Annotated in this window: 25 protein-coding genes; 19 read left to right on the top strand and 6 right to left on the bottom strand. The window is 58.9% G+C overall.

Annotated features, from left to right (window positions below):
* From ACSQ3I_RS27595 to ACSQ3I_RS27560, 8 genes are all read left to right on the top strand, one after another.
* Positions 1-511: hypothetical protein (locus ACSQ3I_RS27595; RefSeq protein WP_436004315.1), on the top strand; the 511-nt coding region annotated here is incomplete at its 5' end.
* 391 nt (positions 512-902) lie between these two features.
* On the top strand, positions 903-1,094 hold the full coding sequence (locus ACSQ3I_RS27590; protein ID WP_436004313.1) for a hypothetical protein: 192 nt from the start codon (positions 903-905) through the stop codon (positions 1,092-1,094).
* Positions 1,094-1,738 (top strand): DNA methyltransferase, encoded by a 645-nt coding sequence (locus tag ACSQ3I_RS27585; RefSeq protein WP_436004311.1) that lies wholly within the window; start codon positions 1,094-1,096, stop codon positions 1,736-1,738. The genes ACSQ3I_RS27590 and ACSQ3I_RS27585 overlap by 1 nt, the downstream gene beginning before the upstream one ends.
* Positions 1,739-1,916: 178 nt before the next feature.
* Positions 1,917-2,561: a ParA family partition ATPase gene (parA, locus tag ACSQ3I_RS27580; RefSeq protein ID WP_436004309.1), complete on the top strand. Its 645-nt coding sequence runs from the start codon at positions 1,917-1,919 to the stop codon at positions 2,559-2,561.
* On the top strand, positions 2,558-2,824 hold the full coding sequence (locus ACSQ3I_RS27575) for a plasmid partition protein ParG (RefSeq protein WP_436004307.1): 267 nt from the start codon (positions 2,558-2,560) through the stop codon (positions 2,822-2,824). The genes parA and ACSQ3I_RS27575 overlap by 4 nt, the downstream gene beginning before the upstream one ends.
* A gap of 104 nt (positions 2,825-2,928) precedes the next feature.
* On the top strand, positions 2,929-3,996 hold the full coding sequence (locus tag ACSQ3I_RS27570) for a replication protein RepA (protein WP_436004305.1): 1,068 nt from the start codon (positions 2,929-2,931) through the stop codon (positions 3,994-3,996).
* A 125-nt stretch (positions 3,997-4,121) separates the two neighbouring features.
* Positions 4,122-4,400, top strand: coding sequence for a hypothetical protein (locus ACSQ3I_RS27565; RefSeq protein WP_436004303.1), 279 nt, complete (start codon positions 4,122-4,124; stop codon positions 4,398-4,400).
* A 123-nt stretch (positions 4,401-4,523) separates the two neighbouring features.
* Positions 4,524-4,976, top strand: coding sequence for a hypothetical protein (locus ACSQ3I_RS27560; RefSeq protein ID WP_436004301.1), 453 nt, complete (start codon positions 4,524-4,526; stop codon positions 4,974-4,976).
* A 799-nt stretch (positions 4,977-5,775) separates the two neighbouring features.
* On the opposite strand, the gene ACSQ3I_RS27555 is transcribed toward ACSQ3I_RS27560, so the two are convergent.
* Both ACSQ3I_RS27555 and ACSQ3I_RS27550 read right to left on the bottom strand, forming a co-directional pair.
* Positions 5,776-6,837, bottom strand: coding sequence for a hypothetical protein (locus ACSQ3I_RS27555; RefSeq protein WP_436004299.1), 1,062 nt, complete (start codon positions 6,835-6,837; stop codon positions 5,776-5,778).
* Positions 6,838-6,862: 25 nt separating this feature from the next.
* Positions 6,863-7,105, bottom strand: coding sequence for a hypothetical protein (locus ACSQ3I_RS27550; protein WP_436004297.1), 243 nt, complete (start codon positions 7,103-7,105; stop codon positions 6,863-6,865).
* A 298-nt stretch (positions 7,106-7,403) separates the two neighbouring features.
* Here ACSQ3I_RS27550 and mobQ point away from each other — a divergent pair, with 298 nt between their 5' ends.
* Entirely contained in the window at positions 7,404-8,663 is a 1,260-nt protein-coding gene (gene mobQ / locus ACSQ3I_RS27545) for a MobQ family relaxase (protein ID WP_436004295.1), read from the top strand.
* On the opposite strand, the gene ACSQ3I_RS27540 is transcribed toward mobQ, so the two are convergent.
* On the bottom strand, positions 8,568-10,205 hold the full coding sequence (locus tag ACSQ3I_RS27540) for a type IV secretory system conjugative DNA transfer family protein (protein ID WP_436004293.1): 1,638 nt from the start codon (positions 10,203-10,205) through the stop codon (positions 8,568-8,570). The two genes, mobQ and ACSQ3I_RS27540, sit on opposite strands and share 96 nt — an antisense overlap.
* A gap of 133 nt (positions 10,206-10,338) precedes the next feature.
* Here ACSQ3I_RS27540 and ACSQ3I_RS27535 point away from each other — a divergent pair, with 133 nt between their 5' ends.
* The 6 genes from ACSQ3I_RS27535 (at position 10,339) to ACSQ3I_RS27510 (ending at position 12,906) form a co-directional block, all read left to right on the top strand.
* Positions 10,339-10,626, top strand: coding sequence for a type II toxin-antitoxin system ParD family antitoxin (locus tag ACSQ3I_RS27535; RefSeq protein WP_436004291.1), 288 nt, complete (start codon positions 10,339-10,341; stop codon positions 10,624-10,626).
* Complete coding sequence (locus ACSQ3I_RS27530) at positions 10,623-10,922, top strand: type II toxin-antitoxin system RelE/ParE family toxin (protein WP_436004289.1); 300 nt, start codon at positions 10,623-10,625, stop codon at positions 10,920-10,922. The genes ACSQ3I_RS27535 and ACSQ3I_RS27530 overlap by 4 nt, the downstream gene beginning before the upstream one ends.
* A 160-nt stretch (positions 10,923-11,082) precedes the next feature.
* On the top strand, positions 11,083-11,364 hold the full coding sequence (locus tag ACSQ3I_RS27525) for a ribbon-helix-helix domain-containing protein (protein WP_436004287.1): 282 nt from the start codon (positions 11,083-11,085) through the stop codon (positions 11,362-11,364).
* On the top strand, positions 11,354-11,665 hold the full coding sequence (locus ACSQ3I_RS27520; RefSeq protein ID WP_436004285.1) for a type II toxin-antitoxin system RelE/ParE family toxin: 312 nt from the start codon (positions 11,354-11,356) through the stop codon (positions 11,663-11,665). The genes ACSQ3I_RS27525 and ACSQ3I_RS27520 overlap by 11 nt, the downstream gene beginning before the upstream one ends.
* A gap of 135 nt (positions 11,666-11,800) precedes the next feature.
* A complete protein-coding gene (locus tag ACSQ3I_RS27515) occupies positions 11,801-12,166 on the top strand; it encodes a sunset domain-containing protein (protein WP_436004283.1) in 366 nt (121 codons plus the stop codon).
* A gap of 20 nt (positions 12,167-12,186) precedes the next feature.
* Positions 12,187-12,906, top strand: a complete 720-nt coding sequence (locus ACSQ3I_RS27510) for an HNH endonuclease (protein ID WP_436004281.1) — start codon at positions 12,187-12,189, stop codon at positions 12,904-12,906.
* On the opposite strand, the gene ACSQ3I_RS27505 is transcribed toward ACSQ3I_RS27510, so the two are convergent.
* Entirely contained in the window at positions 12,888-13,100 is a 213-nt protein-coding gene (locus tag ACSQ3I_RS27505) for a hypothetical protein (RefSeq protein WP_436004279.1), read from the bottom strand. The genes ACSQ3I_RS27510 and ACSQ3I_RS27505 overlap by 19 nt on opposite strands.
* A 25-nt stretch (positions 13,101-13,125) precedes the next feature.
* The gene (locus ACSQ3I_RS27500; protein ID WP_436004277.1) at positions 13,126-13,911 is read right to left on the bottom strand and encodes a hypothetical protein; all 786 of its coding nucleotides are present in this window, start codon (positions 13,909-13,911) and stop codon (positions 13,126-13,128) included.
* 480 nt (positions 13,912-14,391) lie between these two features.
* Between ACSQ3I_RS27500 and ACSQ3I_RS27495 the strand changes: the two genes are divergently transcribed.
* A complete protein-coding gene (locus ACSQ3I_RS27495) occupies positions 14,392-15,288 on the top strand; it encodes a hypothetical protein (RefSeq protein WP_436004275.1) in 897 nt (298 codons plus the stop codon).
* A gap of 43 nt (positions 15,289-15,331) precedes the next feature.
* Here ACSQ3I_RS27495 and ACSQ3I_RS27490 read toward each other — a convergent pair whose 3' ends face one another.
* Positions 15,332-15,643 carry a hypothetical protein gene (locus tag ACSQ3I_RS27490; RefSeq protein ID WP_436004273.1) on the bottom strand — a complete coding sequence of 104 codons (312 nt, stop codon included), beginning with the start codon at positions 15,641-15,643 and terminating at the stop codon, positions 15,332-15,334.
* Positions 15,644-15,768: 125 nt separating this feature from the next.
* On the opposite strand from ACSQ3I_RS27490, the gene ACSQ3I_RS27485 reads away from it, so the two are divergent.
* The 3 genes from ACSQ3I_RS27485 (at position 15,769) to ACSQ3I_RS27475 (ending at position 18,082) form a co-directional block, all read left to right on the top strand.
* Positions 15,769-16,350 (top strand): hypothetical protein, encoded by a 582-nt coding sequence (locus tag ACSQ3I_RS27485; RefSeq protein ID WP_436004271.1) that lies wholly within the window; start codon positions 15,769-15,771, stop codon positions 16,348-16,350.
* 68 nt (positions 16,351-16,418) lie between these two features.
* Positions 16,419-17,303 (top strand): tyrosine-type recombinase/integrase, encoded by an 885-nt coding sequence (locus ACSQ3I_RS27480; RefSeq protein ID WP_436004269.1) that lies wholly within the window; start codon positions 16,419-16,421, stop codon positions 17,301-17,303.
* A 566-nt stretch (positions 17,304-17,869) separates the two neighbouring features.
* Entirely contained in the window at positions 17,870-18,082 is a 213-nt protein-coding gene (locus ACSQ3I_RS27475; RefSeq protein WP_436004267.1) for a hypothetical protein, read from the top strand.
* Positions 18,083-18,173 lie beyond the last annotated feature (91 nt).

Below are 18,173 nucleotides of genomic sequence, written 5' to 3'. Positions count from 1 at the left end.
TAATAATTTCCGGCCCACCAAACGCACAGCTTCTTGGTTGGGGTGGGGAAGTTATTTTTTCTTTGAGGCGCCATTGCACGCAGCCGGCTGGGCAGAAATGACTGCATTGCGACGGAGCCGGCAGCTTGGCCGTGTGGTCGACGGTGCGCTGTTCAAAGTGAAAATCGATCTGACAAACGCCATTAATCTTCTGGATGCCGAGTATTGGCCGTTGCTTAAACTGGCTTACGCAAACGTACCGGACGATGTCACACAGGTCGGTCCAGGTTTTCGTTACATGTATGGACCGCCTCCTAGAGAGGTTGGCTGGAACTATCGAGATTGCATCGCAGTCAACAGCTTCATCGAAGCTCTGGAAGACGAAAATATTCGCTGCGACGTAATTGTTGCTGCTTTTTCAGAGGGAGAGCCAATCGATCCGACCTCCTGGCTTTTTGACAAAGCTTCTGTGATTGTGTCGGTCAGAAACAGCGCCGCCATTGATATTATTGATTTTTTCTCTGTGCCCTAACCAAGGGCCTCGATTCTTTCTGTAAAACTGTTTTTACGCTTTTACAGAAAAGCGTAAAACCTTGAGAGGCCATACGGCACACGTCATTCCTGACTGATTCAGTAATTAGTGGACTGCCAGCCGATGCCATGGCTGTTCGCCTACCCTTGAACATAGGCTTATCGGGCAGGAATGCGGGCTTCTTCGGTGGCTCCCGTGGTTGGCAGCGCCTACGGCCGGAATGGTCGGGGTATGCCACCAGGTCCTGGGGCCGGCAAGCGGCGGCGCGCTCCTTCGCTGACGCTCCCGACTTGCCGATGCCGGCCCGCACCCTCTGGGTTCAGTACCAGGCCGCAGAGACTCCCCGACCGGCCGCAAAGGTGCTGCCGGAGAAACCAACGGGAGAACCCCTATGAAAAAGCCCCAGAAATCCAAGCCTGACTATGCGGTCTATGTGGTCGAAGGTGAAGGCGACAAAGCGCACTGGACGAAGATCGGCGCGGCCTGGTCGCACAATGACGGCGAAGGCTTCAACGTGACGCTATCCGCCCTGCCTCTCAATGGCCGCCTGACCATCCGCAAACCGCAGCGGGAGGAAGCCTAGTGAGCTTCACGCCCCGCAACACAGTGCTGCAAGGCGACTGCATCCAGGTGATGCAGCGCCTGCAGGGCGGGTCTGTCGACCTGATCCTGACCGATCCGCCGTACCTGGTGCACTATCGCGACCGCCACGGCCGCACCGTCGCCAACGACGATTGTGCCGACTGGCTGAAGCCGGCCTTTGCCGAAATGCACCGCGTTCTCAGGACCGGCGGGTTTGCCATCAGCTTCTACGGCTGGAACGAGGTTGATCGCTTCATGGAGGCCTGGCGGGCCGCCGGTTTCCGCATTGCCGGTCACCTGGTGTTCTGCAAGCCCTACGCCTCCTCGCGGCGCTTCCTGCAGCACCACCATGAGCAAGCCTACCTGCTAATCAAGGGCGACGCCCCCTGCCCTGCCCAGCGCATTCCCGACGTGCTGCCGTGGGATTACACCGGCAATCGCCTGCATCCGACCCAAAAGCCAATCCGCCCGCTGCGTCAGCTGGTCGAGGCCTTTAGCCGTCCCCGCGACCTGGTCCTTGACCCGTTCTGCGGCTCGGGTTCAACCTTGGTGGCTGCCCGCGATGCCGGGCGCCAGTTCCTGGGCGTCGAACTGGATCGGGCACACCACTTCAGCGCATCGATGCGAGTTCACGCTTTTCCGTGAAAACGTATAACCTGAAAACAGGTTTTACAGAAAAGCGCAAAGGCGGTTTTGCGGTTTTCTTGTTGCATGCTTCGCACAGCCACTTTCACAATACGTTAACCATGACTGGCGCATTCTGCCAAAACGTGAAAACGTAAAGCCGCTTTTACAGAAAACCAGAAAACCGGAAGGGCTGCCCATGATTATCGGTGTACTCAGCCAGAAGGGCGGCGTGGGCAAAACCACCATCGCCGTCAACCTTGCCGCAACCTATGCCAAGTCGGGCCTGCGTGTGCTCCTGGTCGACGCCGACCCGCAGAGCAGTGCCCAGCAGTGGTCCGCTGCGCGGGACGCCGACCCGCTGTTTTCGGTGGTCGGCATGGCGCGGGCGACGCTGCACCGCGATCTGCCCGACATCGCCAAGGATTACCAGGTGGTGATCATCGACGGTGCGCCGCGTGTCAACGAGCTGGGCCGCGCCGCCATCCTGGCGAGCGACCTGGTGCTCATCCCGGTGCAGCCGTCGCCGTATGACATCTGGGCCGCCGCAGAAACGGTCAACCTGATCCGCGAGGCCCAACAGTTCAAGCCTGGCCTGCGGGGATTGTTCGTCATCAACCGCAAAATTGCCAACACCGCTATTGGCCGTGACGTCACCGAGGCGCTGGGACAGTTTGAAGACATCCCGGTGCTGCCGGTCGCGTTGCACCAGCGCGTGGTTTACGCCGAAAGTGCGGGGCAGGGACTGGCCGTGCTCGAAGTCGATCCGAAGGGCGGTGCTGCCCGCGAAGTGGCTGAGCTTGCCAAGGTGCTGATGGTCAACCAAGAGAAGAAAGCCGCATGAAAAAGACCGTGATGAAGATGCCAGGCATCAAGGCTCAGCCTTCCGCCGCCGATCAATGGGTGGGTGCGCCGACCGCCGACGTTTCCGAAGCTCCGAAGGCGGCGGAAGTGATAGCGATGCCGGCGCCGACGGAAACCGTCAAGCGCCTCACCATCGACATGCCCGAGAGCCTGCACCGCCGCATCAAGTTCCAGTGCATAAGCCGTGGCTTGAAGATGTCCGACGCGATTCGCGAGTTGCTGGACCGGGAATTTCCGGCGTAAAAGCGTAAAACCGGTTTTACGCTTTTACAGAAAACCGCGTTCCGGGTGCTGGTAAAATCACCAATTGTTTTCCCAAGCCCGCGAATCACGTTTACAGTGCAACCATGACCACACCCGCCATCCACGACGCCGACCTGCTGGACGAACTGACCGCCATGCAGGCGAAGTCCACCAACGCGCAAATCCTGAGCATGTTCGTGCGTGACCTGGAACGCCGCCAGGCGAAGCGGGATGCCGAGACGACACAAGCCCAGGCACGGCAGGCCGAGCTGGCGCTGATGACGCCGATGGAGAAGCGGCGTGCGGTTGTCCGCGAGGTCATTGAAAGCGAAGGACCGTCGCCTGCTAACCTGCGCTACATGCACAGTTCGCTTGCCATCTGCGGGCTGCCTTACAAAAAGCTGCCGGAAGGCGAATACGAGTTTGAACGGAAGCAGGGGCGCATGGCCGTGGTTGTCCAAGCCGGCAAATTGCGGGCGCCAGATGGTCAGCGCGTGCAGCAGCCGGTGCCCTACGGCCCCAAGCCGCGCCTCATTCTGGCGCATTTGAGCACCGAAGCCATCCGCAACAAGTCCGCCACCATCGACGTCGCCGAAACCCTGACCGCCTTCATGCGCGAGCTGGGCTTTGAAAAGCGGGGAGGGGAGCGCGGCAACATCAAGCCGTTCAAGGAACAGCTCCAGGCCCTGGCGGCCTGCCGCATGGAAATCAGCGCCTGGGACGGCAAGCGCTCGGCGACGATTGATGCCAAGCCGTTCAAGGGCATTGAACTGTGGATGTCAGACAATCCCGACCAGAAGTCTCTGTGGCCGTCCACGGTGACCTTTTCGCAGGAGTTCTATCAGTCGCTGCGAGAACATGCCCTGCCCATCGACGTGCGGGCGCTGCATGCCTTCGCCAACTCCGCCAAGAAGCTCGACCTGCTGTTCTGGCTGAATTACCGCCTGCACAGCATGAAGGCCCAACTGGTGCTGGACTGGAAGCCCCTCCAGGCGCAGTTCGGGGACGGCTACGCCCGCGAACGCGATTTCCGGGCCGGGCTTGCCGCCGACATCGAGCACATCAAAAGCGTTTTCCCGAAACTGCCGGTCAAACTGACCGAGCGCGGGCTGGTGCTCGAAAATGCCGATCCGACCGTGTTGTCTATCCCCAAGCGCCTTGCGAAGAAATAGACCGCACACAGCAGCGAGTAATCACAATTTGTGATCACAAAACGATATATTTACAAAATCATAAGTGAAAAATATCTCTTTACATAGCGAATGCATAAGCATCGCTTTAAAGGGAGAGAAAACTCATGAAAAAGGCGTTTGTAATTCTCACCATTACTGTCGCTTTCGCCAGTATGATTGCGATGAACGATGCAAAGGCCGCCTATATTCCAAGTCAGGCCGTTCCGTATTCCATGCCTTACGCCCATGACAGCGAGGCGATCAAATTGGAGGATCATGCCATTTTGCTGCTGTTCCTCGGTGGCTCGTCGAAAGGCTCGCAAACGGCATCGTTCAACACCCACATCGAGCATCGTTCGTTTGAAGTCGCCGCGAAGAAGTGGTGGTGGCTGCTCATTCTGTGAGGACACGGCGACCGGCTGTAATGGCCGGTCGCCTTTCAGGCCTGCGATGTCACAAAATGATATAATGACACGACTGATTAAGGTTCTATTCTCACCGTGTCCCGTCAATGTCTGGAGATGGATGTGCCTGACGTTAAGCTCGATGCTTTTGATACGATAAAATGCATTTTTGGAGCTTGGAAACAAGTAAGCGAGGAAGCCGCTAAGAAAGTCGAATGGCCGCCACGAAATGACGATCTCTACGATGCTCACCAGGAGAATTACAACAGACTTTTCGACAGCAATACCATGCTGGCTTTTGGATATGTTTCGCGGGCAAAAGGCGAATTTATCCTTCAATCGGACATCGTAAATGCCCTCGCAGACGGCGATCCGAAGGAACTGCAGCGGCTGCGGCAGGACATCAAAAGACGGTCCGATGCGCTGGCGTATTTTAATTTCATCAGCAGGAAGAAATCAGGGAAACGCGTGGAGTTCTCCATGAAAGAGGAGGGTTCTGAGTATCTGAAAATGTTCAATGAGCGCTTCAATGCCGAGTACACGAAAATTACGAATGAAGGAGAAAACAATGACTAAGATCACAACTATCCTCGTTCTGATGGCGCTTGCATGGGCGGGCGTTTCTACCACACCTACGGCTCTTGCGGATAATGTGGGTGGAGCGGGGAAATTGCTTCAGTATTGACGAATTATCCTCGGGAAAAGGCGGCGGCTTACGCCGTTTTTCCCCGAGTCATATCCTAAAAAGTTATGCGATCCCAATAATTTAGCGGCGCTGATTTGGTCGCGCTTGAGTCCAAATTTTGTCCCGCAAATTCAGTGTGTTAAAGGGGCGTTCGCGCTGATCTGGTCGCGGCCCGGCGCTGATCTGGTCGCGCTTGTGGTGCTAGTAGCGCTGATCTGGTCGCGGCCCGGCGCTGATCTGGTCGCGCTTGTGGCGCTGATCTGGTCGCGCCTATATATAGAACAGAAAGACTCCAGAAAGTTTGCTACAGAAAGTTCTTTTACAGAAAGCCTTTTCAGAATTTACAGAAAGGGCCTGCGGCGCTTAAAATCTGGATAGGTTTTAAAAAGGCGAATGCCACCATCTTGCGATGGCGGCATCCTAACCGTGGACGGTCATCGGCATCCCTGCCTGTACCGTGCACGGATTGAATCACAAGACCGTGCCATTGCCAACAGCATTGCGCACCCCTCAGAAGGCCACTGAGCGGGTTTTGCAGGTCAAGATGATGCGTTCATCATCGCGGCGCTGAAAATCGCTTACACAGGCTCCTAACCGTGGTGTAAATATCCTCGGGGGTCCGGGGGCAGACAGCCCCCGGAGGCAGCTTCGTTTTCCGGGCGTGGGCGGAGGCACCGGGGGTGCAGGGGGTTACCCCCTGCCCGGCGCGGAGCGCCCCGCGAATTTTTTCAAAAAGTATACAGTCCAGCGCACGGTGACACGTGTCATGCGGTAGACGACATACGCGGCGGTCAACAGCCACAAGACGGCGGCCATCAGCCAGCCAAGAATGCTGGCCATCAGACCGCTCAGGCTCAGGGCACCGGCGCCGAGCAGCGCGACCGTGCCGCGAAATCCCCGGCCCATGCGGGTCGCCAGCGCGCGCAACCGGCTGACATCGCGGGGAGTGTCGGCGAGCTTGACCACATCATAAGCGGCACGGTAGCTGCGGCCGGCAGCGACGGCGCCAAGATCACCGGCGAGCGTGCGCAGCGATTGCAGGGGGGCGGCCCGAACGGAGCGGCCGAGATTCTGCCGCGCGGCGCTCAACTGGCCGCGCCGGAGCAGGCGCAGAGTTTCCTCCAGGGCAGGGCGGTCGACGACCTCGACCGCCAGCGCGGTGAGTGCGCGCCGCATTGGCGGCTTCAACGCGCCCGCCTTGTCTGCGACCTTGATGGCGGTCAATCCGACGCGGGCCGGTGCCGCCGCCGGCGTCGATGTCCCCAGCGATACGATAATGGCGCCAGTGGCGACCAGACCCGCTGCGGCGAGGCCGAGGGTCAGGGCGTCATAGGGCTGGTTGTTGAGGTAGGCGCCGCCTTCGCGGAGCAGGTCGCGCACGTCGCTGACGCCGGTGAGGTCGGCAGTGACGGCGCCGGCGAGTGCCTCCGGGCTGGAGGCTTCGCCCCCGGTCAAACCTTTCCAGGTTTCGCGCCAGGAGCGGCCCAGCGCAAAATCCTGCGCCGCCGTGACGCGGTCGCGCTGCTCAACCGTCACGGGAACGCCGCGCGATTCCGCCAGGTGCATCAGACTGTCGGCCAGCTCAGGGTCATCATCATTTAGCGCGGCGTCGATTGCCGGCGCATAGACACCCGGCGGCAGCCGGTTGAGGCGATAGTCGGCGGCGGCATCCTCTGGCACCGGCGCCAGAATGACCCGCGCGGCCGGCAGCGCCGCCGGCACGATGAGGCTTCCGGCAGCGAGAATGGCCATGCCGGCGGCAGCGCGTGCGGTGAACCTAACAGAGCGGATTAAGGACATATGACATCAACCAGGGGCCTATGCCCAGGACGATTCCGACCAGCATCAGCCCCAGCCAGATCCGGTTGCGCAGGCGGGACCAGACCCACATCACCAGCCCGCAGAGGGTGAGGATACTGGCGAATGGTTCAGCCAGCTCCTGCCAGGCCGGCAGGACCGTGCAGCTGATATAGGGCGTGAAACCGAAGGCGATGGCGAGGATATCGGACAGAAAGGCCACACACCCCAGCAGGAGCGCCGGCACAATCACGTTGCTTGCCACACGCAGGGACGACAGGGGAGGGGACACAGCGGCTCCGGAATAGGTTTGCAGGGTGAGGATAGCAGAACAGAGGAATGAGTTACAAAGGGGTAGTGACAAGATAATAGCGCACTTATACATTGCTTCGCAACAATAGGTGCCCCGGCCGCCACAGGGATGTGGCTGAAGGCCGGAAGGAGCGCCCAAAAGGGCGCGATTTAGTCGGTGGCATCCCTGCCACCAGGCGGCGACGCCGCCAGTTCGCAGAGGGTAATCGGTGGCGATTTACCATTTCTCCGCTCAGGTGCTCGGCCGGGTTGGCAAGCGCAATCCGGACGGCAGCCCGCGTCCCGGCTCGAACGCGGTGGCCGCAGCCGCCTACCGCTCCGGCGAACGGCTGACCGACCGCGAGCGCGGCCAGGCGCATGACTACAGCCATCGCAGAGGCGTGGTTCATACGGAGATCCTGGCGCCGCCCGGGAGCGCACCATGGCTCACTGACCGGGAGACGTTGTGGAACACAGTCGAGGCGCTGGAGAAGCGCAAGGACGCCCAGCTCGCCCGCGAGTTCAACATGGCGCTGCCGTGTGAGCTGTCGCATGACGACCGTCTGGACCTGGTGCGGGATTTTGTGGACCGCCATTTTGTGCAGCGGGGCATGGTTGCCGACATCGCGCTGCACGATCCGGTGGTGGAACAGGGGCAGAATCGTCGCAACTTTCACGCGCATGTCATGCTGACCTTGCGCCGGGCCACGCCCTCCGGCTTGGACCCCGTGAAAACCCGCGAGTGGAACAGCAAGGACCTCCTCAACCTCTGGCGCGCCGAATGGGCGGTGGCGTGCAACAGTGCCCTGGAGCGCGCCGGCGAGAAGGTGCGCGTCGATCACCGAACGCTGGTCGCGCAGCGCGACTATGCCCGTGAGCTGGGCGACATGGTCCGAGTTGCCGAACTGACGCGCCAGCCGGAAATCCACGTCGGGCCGAAGGCACGCCAGAGTGCGCGGCACCAGCGCACACCGCCCAGCCAGATCCGGCCGGCGGGCGCGCCGCGCCGCCGGGACGGCCAGGCCGCCCCGCAACGACGTACACGGGATTACCCCTTACATGACAGGGGGAGCAGGTTGGATTATCTGGCCTATGTCGTGTCCGGCAACAATGAGCAGCTGCGGCGGCAGTTGCAGAAGGACAGCCGCCGGTTTGACCGGCTCAACCGGAAAATCGACTACTGGGCGCGCCGGGCCGCGTTTTATACCGACGGACAGACTAAGGGGCGGGAATTTCGGTTTCTGCGCTGGCAGGCCGCGAAAGCGGAGCAGGCCCGGAAGGCTGAACAGGCGCGGAAAGTGGCTCATGCCCGTAAGCGGCTGGAGCAGGCGCGTGCGGTCCTGAAGTTTTTGGAAGCGATGACCGCGATGCTGGGCAAGCGACGTGAACTCGGTTTACAGCGTTCGCGTGACATCGAAGCCTGGGTACGTCGCGTGCGTCAGCGGGCCGTCAGCCGGTCGGGCCAGCGTGACCGGGGCCGCACGCGCTAGACTGTGCGGCGTGGGGCTGGGCGCCGGCTTTGCGGCCTGTCCGCCGGCCTCTGGTGGCGGCGGTTCGTTGTTCATATCGGGCGGAGAGCCGGCCTGCCATTTATCCCAGAGACCGCAGAGGCTCAGCATGTAGCGATAATCCAGCCGGCGGCCGAAGACGGGATAAGGCAGATTGCGATATTTGACGATGAGGCGCTCGAGCGGGAGACGCTGCACTTCCGCCGGATCAAGCAGCCAGTAGCCGCTTTCGGCCTGGCCTTCCTGGCGGCTCTTGGTTTCCCAGCCGCCCGCAGCCATGCTGGTGCCGGTCGAGCTGGACAGGGTTGTGGTATGGCCGAGCATCTGGGCGACGTATTCGGCGGTCAGGTTGTCATTGACGCCGAAAAACACCCGGGCCGAGGCGTTGGCGAGGAATGCCGCGCCGTCCTCCTGGCCATAGTTCTTGTAGATTTGCGCCAGATTTTGCCAGATCAGCACCGGCGTGCAATAGGCCCGCAGCAGGCCCGACTGCTTTTCCAGGGTATCGAGGCGGCCGAGCACGGCGACCTCGTCGAGCATCAGCACGACCTTGCGTTTCGGGCGGCGGGTCTTGGCGCGGGTAAGGGTTTTGAGAACGCAGCCGACCATGACCCGAAGCCAGCGGTCATAGGTGTCCAGAAACTCCTCGTCGACGCACAGATAAAGGGTCGTGATCTCGTCGGTCAGTTCGGCCATGTTGAACGTCGACGACGACGAAAGCATGCCAGCCGGCGCACCGGCTGACCACGGTTCGGTCGCTTTCTGCAGGTTGGATAGAATCGAGCCGAATTCCGGAGAAAAGTCGCCGTCGCTGTCGATGGCACTGGACAGCACGCCGGCTGCAATCTCGCGTGCCGCCATCGAGGGCGAGTGCGTGGCGATGTCGTCCAGGGTGGCGATGAGGGTTTCCCGCTGGCCGCTGGACAGGCGGCGCACGGTCGCCAGCGTGCGGCTGGCCGGCGGTTCCTCCAGAGTGTGCAGCAACAGCGCCTTGAGCACGGACTGCGCCTTGTCGTCCCAATGGGATTCCCGCGCATCGGGTTTGACCATCAGCGCGGCGAGCGCCGCCGCGTCATCGACGACGGTTGGCGTGCCGGCGCGCAGCATATCCATGGGGTTCCAGCGGTCGGAATGCAGCAGGTCCGCCGGGTTGAGCATCCGCACCTTGCCGAAGGTCGCACGCTGGCGGCGGGTGATGGCGTAGTTTTCGCCCTTGGGATCGGTGACTACCATCGAGCCCTGATAGGTGAGTAGCGACGGGATAACCACGCCGAGGCCCTTGCCCGCGCCCATGGTGGCAAACACCATCACCATGCCATCGGTGGAGAAGCGCAGCAAGCGCCGGAACGCGCCCCGGCCGAGCAAGACGCCGTCACCGCGCACGGCGCCGGACCGCAGCTGCTCCCAGCGGCTGGCCCAGCGGGCCGTGCCGTGGGAACCCTTGGCGCGAGGCGCCGCCGAGCCAAGACCAAAGAGACGGAACAGGCCCCGGATAAGGCGGAACAGCCATATCAACACATCCATGGGTCAATCCTTGCACGACGCGGAAATCCATACAAACCGGCTGCCCGGAAAGGGGACACTGGCGGGTGGCGAGGAAACTGCGTGTCAGTTAGTGATTTTCACTATATGCTATAAAATGACAAAGGAGACGACCATGAAACCATCCGGACAAATGACGGTCAACCTGACCGGCGAGCTGGAGCAGTTCGTGCGCGACCAGGTGCAGAGCGGGGCGTTTGCCTCGAACAGCGATTACATCCGCAACCTTGTACGCGACCGCTATCTGCAGGAGCGCGACCGCGCGGCCAAGCTGAAGGCGCTGGACGCGGCGCTTGAGCGTGGCATTGCCGATGCCGAAGCCGGGCGCACGATGCCGGTGGATGTGGCATTCCGTCGCCTGCGCGACGAGCTGGGGCTGGACGAACAAAGCCCGGCCCGATGAAGGTCGTCATCACCGACGCGGCATGGGAAAACATGCTGCGCATCGGCCGCTGGATTCGCGACGACAATCCGCCCCGCGCTTTGACATTCGTGATGGAATTGCAGGAACGGTGTGAAGGTCTGGCACAGATGCCGCGTGCCTTCCCCTTGCTGCCCGGACGCGAGGAACGCGGCATCCGCCGCCGGCCTCACGGGGATTATCTGATCTTCTATCGCATCGAGGGCGACGAGGTGCAGGTGCTGCATGTCCTGCACGGCGCGCAGGATTACGAGCGCATCCTGTTTCCGGAGGAGTAAAAGGCCACAGCCACTCACACCTCAGGCGCGCTCTTTGGAGGAGTCGTCGTGCCTGTGACGAAAAGGCGATGAAATGGCGCCGATCCGCGAACACGACAATTCTTGCCGCTGCTGTCAGTTGGTGGTAATTATTGCCACCATAAGCAGATGGAGGTGAACCATGCCCAATGTTGAGAAGGTCAGCGTCTCGATGACGCCGCAGCACGCCGAGCTGATGCGCGATGCCGTCAATAGCGGGGCGTATGCCAGCGGGAGCGAGGTTGTCCGCGAGGCCATGCGCGACTGGTCGGCCAAGTGGATGCAGAAGCGCGAAGACATCGCCAAGCTGCGCGCCATGTGGGCCGAAGGCAAGGCCAGCGGCCCAGCTACCGAGGTGGATTTTGATGCCGCGCTGGAGGAAGCGCGCGAGGAATTAGCGTCTGCCCCACCTCATGCCCGCTAAACTCATCTGGACACCGAAGGCCCGCGCCGACATCAAGAAAATCTACGTGGACATCGGCAAGGAGCAGCCGAGCAGCGCGGAGCGCTATTTTGCCAGTTTCCGCTACAAGGCGGAAATGCTGATCGATCATCCGCGCCTGGGCGAACGGCATCCCGAGGTGTTCCGCACCGCGCGGATGCTGGTCGAAGCCCCGTATGTCATTCTTTATGAGACCCGCCCGGACACGGACGAAGGGCCGGTGCATACAGTCGAGATTGTCCGGGTGGTGGACGGCCGGCGTGATCTGGCGGCTTTGTTTTAAGAAGCTCAGGGGCGTTGCCCCTCGCGCGGGCAAGGGGGCGGTTCCCGAGGCTCCGCGCTGCGCTTGTGCGCCCGCCGCCTGATACCCTTGCCCTTGCTACCCCCAGACCTCGCCGGTCAGGCAGGGTTGCATGGCATGCACCTGCCTTTTTACGAAACCGTCTACGATGGAAAGGATCGATGGATTTTTAGGAATCCGCGAAACCGTTCCGAGATATTTAGTCGCGTATGTTGGGCGATGAGCAAATTTCCCCTCTTGGTTGCTTCCGCTTCAGCTGCTGCTTTTCTAGCGGCCGGAGGACATACCCTGGTTCCAAAAGAGCTTTACGACCCGGCTTGTGACATCAAAGGGAATATTTCCATTACGTCGGGCGAGAGGATCTACCACGTTCCGGGCCAGCAGGATTATGCAGCGACCAGAATACGGTTTGACTATGGTGAGCGCTGGTTTTGCAGCGAGGCCGAAGCTCGAAAGGCCGGATGGCGTAGGGCGGGACGCTAATAGGTAACCTGGTTGGGCATATGACAGAAGAAAAAATTCTCGACAAACTTGCACGGAGTGTAGACCCGTTAGATCGGGAACTGGCCAGGGTACTTAAATCCTATCAAAACATTCGTGCGTCACGAAATCTAACTAGGTCGATTGGTTATGAGCCTCGTGACCTAGGAAGATTAGGAGGGGCGGTCGCTCTTATTGAAAGCCGAGTTAAGAGCAGGGCCAGCGGTTTCGACGAGGTGCCTGCAAACGACAGTTATGAGGCAATCATCCTGAAGTTTCCCGACCGCTTTGCTTCAGATACGGTGACAATAGCTCGTCAGCGAATTGGCATTGAGGAGGATATGTTCGCTCCGACAGCGGATCCTGAACAGCTTGACGTGAAGGTGCATCAGCTGCTCAGCCGGACAAACATGCCCTTTCCTCATGGTGTGAGAAAGCCTGCTCTGGTTCAAACCATTGGCATTCAGTTTTTGCGCGACCCAAGGGTTAAAGCATGGGTTCTTAAGCGGGCTGGCGGCCGCTGCGAGGCGTGTAAACTTCCCGCTCCGTTTAAAACCTTGCTCGGGCTTCATTTTCTTGAAGTGCACCATGTTAAATCTCTTGCAGATGGAGGAAGCGATACCGTCTCGAACGCAGTTGCGGTCTGCCCTAATTGCCATAGGGCGCTCCACTACGCTTCGGACCGGGAAGTCCGAACGGCCCAACTGTTCAAGAATGTCGGCGCTCAACTGGTGCCTGAATAGGAGTCATTTTCTGCCTCAAGGCGCTGAATTTCACTCTTTAGAAAAGCAATGCGCTCCTCGTCCTTCAGATATCCAGCTTGAAAATCGTCGCCTGTGATGGTGGCATCGCCTTCCTTCACTACAGCAACACCTGGTGCCTCAAGGGTTTCAAGCTCCGCTTTATGACCTGCAATTACAAGATCGTATTTTCCCATCGTCCCCTCCTCGATCCTGTTTCTCCTAAGCCAGTAGATTGGCTTTGCGGCTGGGCGGCGGTGTCTTGTTTTTGGCCGCTAACCGTTTTTCCCGTATCTGTCGGCGTTTCTCTTCCCGCCGCTGTTCACGGCCTTCCGCAAGCCATGCCTGGAATGCCAGCTCACCGGCCCGCGTCGAAACGTGATCACATAGAGCTGCCTTGGCATTGAAATGCGATGGAATGCCTCGTGCAAGACCTGTGGCGCGCTTGTTGCAGCGTAGGCGCTCAATCGGCGCTTTCCGGCTCCGTTTGCCATTTTCGTTAAAAGCGAGATCGTTATAGGTGCCACCCATTCCTTGCTGAATGTAGAGGATTTTGCCGAGAGGCCCTTGAGCCGTGATGCCATTAAAGTCGCAGCGCTTTGTCCAATCCGGCTTGGTATGCTTGAACTGAATAATATCGCCCATCCCCGGAACACGGCCGAAAATCTCAGCCAGCGATGCCCGTATCTGCTTGAGGGTTTGCCGTTCCGGTAAAATGAAGAGGGCGTGAACATGGAGATTGGCAAGGCCGCGTTTGCGCTTTCCGCCATCTCTTTTGGTGGAAATGGTTTGGAAGTACACCAACCGCTGCCAATGCACGCCTTTGTCATGGAAGCGGCGATTAAAGAAAGCTTTTATGTTGCCACTTTCCGAAGCCTGCTGCGTTAGCCGCTGGTCAATCCGGCAATCAAAGAACATCGCCCGCTCACCGTAAATCGCAATCAATGCGGCGACGATATGAACCTGTTTGAAGACATCGGTTTGCTTACGCCATGCGCTGGTTTGCACATCATCTATATGGCAAGCCGTGGCGATGATTTCCCGATATGCCTTTTTCTGTTCGGGGGTAATGCGCCTCTCCTGTACGACGGGGATGAGAGTGGGGACTACTAAATGGGACGCAGGGAGCTATTATCTACTCGGAAGCCTTGAGTCACAAGGGTTTTGAGGCCTTTTCAACCCTGCTCGTTCTCAAAAAAGAGCCTTCTGCGAAACCGTGAACAAATATTGCCCAAGCCGGGAACGGTTGGTTTCAAGGCTTCAATCCTGCTGTCGATGCATAAGAAGCCACAGCCGCTCACGCGCCTCAAGGCACGCTGCGCTCTAAAGGCCTTGACCCGCGCGCCCGGCTGCAGCGGGGGCTGGGGACCAGCAAGCCCACCTTGTGGGCCTGCTGCCCCAAAAACAACCAAGGGGAGCGCGTGATTCCCGTTGCAATTCTCTGCATCCGTGTATCTAAATTGGGGAGGGTTCGACAAGGGGTTGGGTATGACCGCTGCCTATACAATGGGGTTCCTGTTTCTGTTCCTTCTCAATGGCGGGTGGACCGGGCCGCTTGCTGAAGCCGGCTACAAACTGGCGCCGGCCGAGGCGGTGGCCTTACCCTATGACGCCGGACGCCTGGCGCCCTGGGCAGCCGATCAGCGCAGCGCGTTTCCAGGCTATGGCGACACGTCCCTGATTGACGCGCCGGCGGATACCCGCTCCTCGTACCAGGTGGTGGCGGCAGAGCCAGGCGTGGAAGCCTTGAAAAAGGAAAACGAGGAACTGCGCCAGCGCCTCGAGAAGCTGGAACAGCTTATGAAAAACACCCTGTCGGAGCCGCCGGTCAATGGCGCGCAAAGCGAAGAGGCCGGTACGGACCGAAAAAGCGTGCCGGGCTGGCGGGTGGAGCTGCACGACTGGAGCAAGGACGGGATACTCAAGGCCGATGCCAAAAAGACCCTGCTGACGCAGAACTGCCCGTTCACAGGCCGGTTTGCCCAGGACAATCCGATGCAGATGCATCTGTACCGGTTCCATGGCGTGTTCCGAGCCAAGCAAAACGGCCGCTATGTGTTCGCGTCGGATATGGTGTGCGGGTTCGGGCACAAATGCGGGTTCAACGTCTACGTCGACAACCAGCCGCTGATTGAGTTCAAGAACAACACCGACGGCACGCGTCTAGTCAACGGGCTGCCCTTGACGGCCGGCGACCACGAGCTGGAGTTCCACACCTGGCTCACCAGCAACAATTTCATCAAGTACAGCCCGGGCGACAAGTTCAAGTGGCATGTACTGGTGAAGGGGCCGGATGACATCACGCCGCGCGAATTTGAGCCGGATGAGTTGTTCACGGTCGTTCCGCGCAACGTGAATATGGCGGCCCGGCCGTGTGAGCTGTAAAAGCGTAAAACCGCTTTTCTGGTTTTCTGCAAAAAAGTGTGTGTTACAGCCAAGTTGTCTCTACGTCCCTAAAACCGCTTGGCGTTCCAATTGAGCCATAGTTACCGGGGTTTCCGTAATTACCGACATTGCCGTAATTCCCATAGTTTCCGAAATTTGTGGAGCGGTGGGGATTCCCGGCCCGGTAGAGTAGGCGGTTTTCTTGAACGATTTCGCCCAGGTAGCGCCCTTGCATGTCGATAAAGAACCCATACTGTTCTAAAAAGTGACCGATATTGTTTCCAGTCGGCGCATGAAGCTGGCCGTTCACAACGTTGGCGATATGCTGGCCTCGACTATTAAAAAGGTATTGCATTTCATCTCCCCCTTGGATCAAGCCGTGCGGGACGCATCTTAACGCATTCCCGAAAGCCTGCATATTGTAAGTTGCATCCTATCATTATCTGACATAATGTCCTTTATGTCAGATAGGAGGGGAACATGTACGCATGGTGGGAGACTGTCAAAAAAAAGGCGATCGAGCATATCACAACAACGCTCGTCACCGGCGCTTTAGCGTTGGTCTCGTTAGGCGCTGTGGCTGCTTGGGGAGCGATTAAGACTTGGGCGCTGGTCCCATTGTTACCAGAGTCAGCAATAGTAGCCTTCGCAGGGCCTTGTCCCGTAGGATGGGAACCATATAGGCCAGCAACAGCACGTATAATTGTTGGCGCGGGCGATGAGTTCGACCAAGTTTATCGTCATTGGGAACAGCAGCTTCAATCCGGCGGAGTGCAGAAGGTCGAGCTGTCTGCGCACCCCCTTCTTAGCCATGGTGGAGAAGCAGCCCATATTCTAACGATAGCCGAGATGCCTAGTCATGCGCATGAAGGCAATACTGGTGGTGGCGGCTTAGCCATGCGCTATGACAGCAACCCGAACGGCAATGCGTTCGGCAGTGGCGGACACAGATTCTCACAAGTGGAACACACCCACCCCATCGCCAGTGAAGGAGGGAACGAAGCTCATCAGAATATGCCGCCTTACATTGCTCTCCATTACTGCCAGAGGCTTAGGTCATGAATGTGCCTACTCTCGTTCAAACCTCTGTACTTCCCTCGCTGATCGTTACAGCCGGCGGCCGGGCGCATATGCGCTTCATCGAGTTTTTCACAGCCAACATCCGTAATCCGAACACTCGTAAGGCCTATGCCCGCGCGACGGTCGATTTCTTGTCTTGGTGCGAGACGCGGGGCGTCACCGCCCTCCCCGCCATTCAGCCGATCCATATTGCCGCCTGGATTGAAGAGCTGGGCGAGAGCTTGGCCGCGCCGACCGTCAAGCTGCGCCTGGCGGCGCTGCGGCATCTGTTCGACTGGCTGGTGGTCGGCCAGGTGATGCCGGTCAATCCCGCCCAGGCGGTACGCGGCCCGAAATACTCCGCGAAGAAAGGGCGCACGCCGGTCCTGTCGCCAGAGGAAGCCCGCCAGCTGCTGGCGAGCATTCCGACCGACACGATCAGCGGCCAGCGCGACCGGGCGCTGATCGCGCTGATGACCTATTCGTTTGCCCGTGTGAGTGCGGCCGTCAACATGAAGGTGCGCGACGTCTACACCCAGAACCGCCGTCTGTGGGTGCGTCTGCATGAAAAGGGCGGCAAGCTGCACGAGCTGCCGTGCCATCACACGCTGGAAGCCTACCTGCACGACTACATCGAGGCCGGAGGGTTCGGGGACGACGGGCGCGGCCCGTTGTTCCGCACGGTGGCGCGGGGCACCGGCCAGCTGTCGCAGGCCCCCCTCGCCCGCCAGGACGTGCACACGATGATCCGCCGTCGTGCGGCGGCGGCCGGGATCGAGACGGCGATTGGGTGCCACACGTTCCGGGCCACCGGCATCACCGCGTATTTGAAGAACGGCGGCACGCTGGAAAAGGCGGCGCACATCGCCAACCATTCGTCCACAAAAACCACCCAGCTGTATGACCGCCGCAGTGATGACATCAGCCTGGACGAGATCGAGCGGATACTAATATAATATTAGAATCCGTTTGTGATTGTGGCAAAAACGTGACAGTCGAAAGAATCCGTAGGTTGTCATTCTCAATGAGTGTCAATAGCGTTCAAAAAAGCTAAATAGCAGTGTCTTATGTGAAAAGAGGCGTATAGGGCCTCGACAACGCCAAAATTGAGTACCATTTATGTCTCGACGAACCGTTATGGCCCTCTACCCTAACTTGCAATCCCATCGTATCGAATTGGGGTGGGAGGTATCTGATATCATCGCGAAGCTCGCCCCCGCTGGCAAACTGTCGGCAAGTTCGGTCTATAGACTTGAAGGAGGGAGGGAGATTCGTGCAAGCAATGTAAGCCGCGTTTTCAATTTGATAAACGCGGAGCGGAAGCTCAAGGGCCTTACTGAGCTTGACGGTTCTATTGAGATGGAGATCGTCAGGTGACCATATGAACCAAATATTAGCCGTTCCTGCAGAATTACTTGCTCGTAGTATGCAGTTGATTCACTATGTATTTGGGAAAGTGGAATGGTCTCACGTGAGGCCTTCTGAAAGGGGCGCGCGTGCCTCCGGACGGAAGGATACAGTGATGCCTCATCTCAAATCGTTTGCTGAAACTCAAAAAGGCGCTTTTAGCAAACTGACACCAGAGCAGAAAGCGCGAATTGAAAGCCGGCTCTCTTCTTCCGAAGAGGTGATGGCTTTGCATAAGCGATCTCAAGATCGGTATGACGAACGGAACAGAATCGATAAAAACTCTCAAACGGAGTTTGAATCTTTTCCGAGTAAGAAGCCCCTTTAATAGGGGCTTTTTTTTGGGGGGCTTTCTTGGATTCTCAATATTTAATTGGCTACCACGCGACGACTACGGACCGGGTCCAAAGTATAATCGA

Origin of the sequence: Rhizobium sp. LjRoot30, assembly GCF_964253915.1 — a bacterium.
Taxonomy (GTDB): Bacteria; Pseudomonadota; Alphaproteobacteria; order Rhizobiales; family Rhizobiaceae; genus Metarhizobium.
This window is presented reverse-complemented; position numbering and strand designations above follow the sequence as displayed.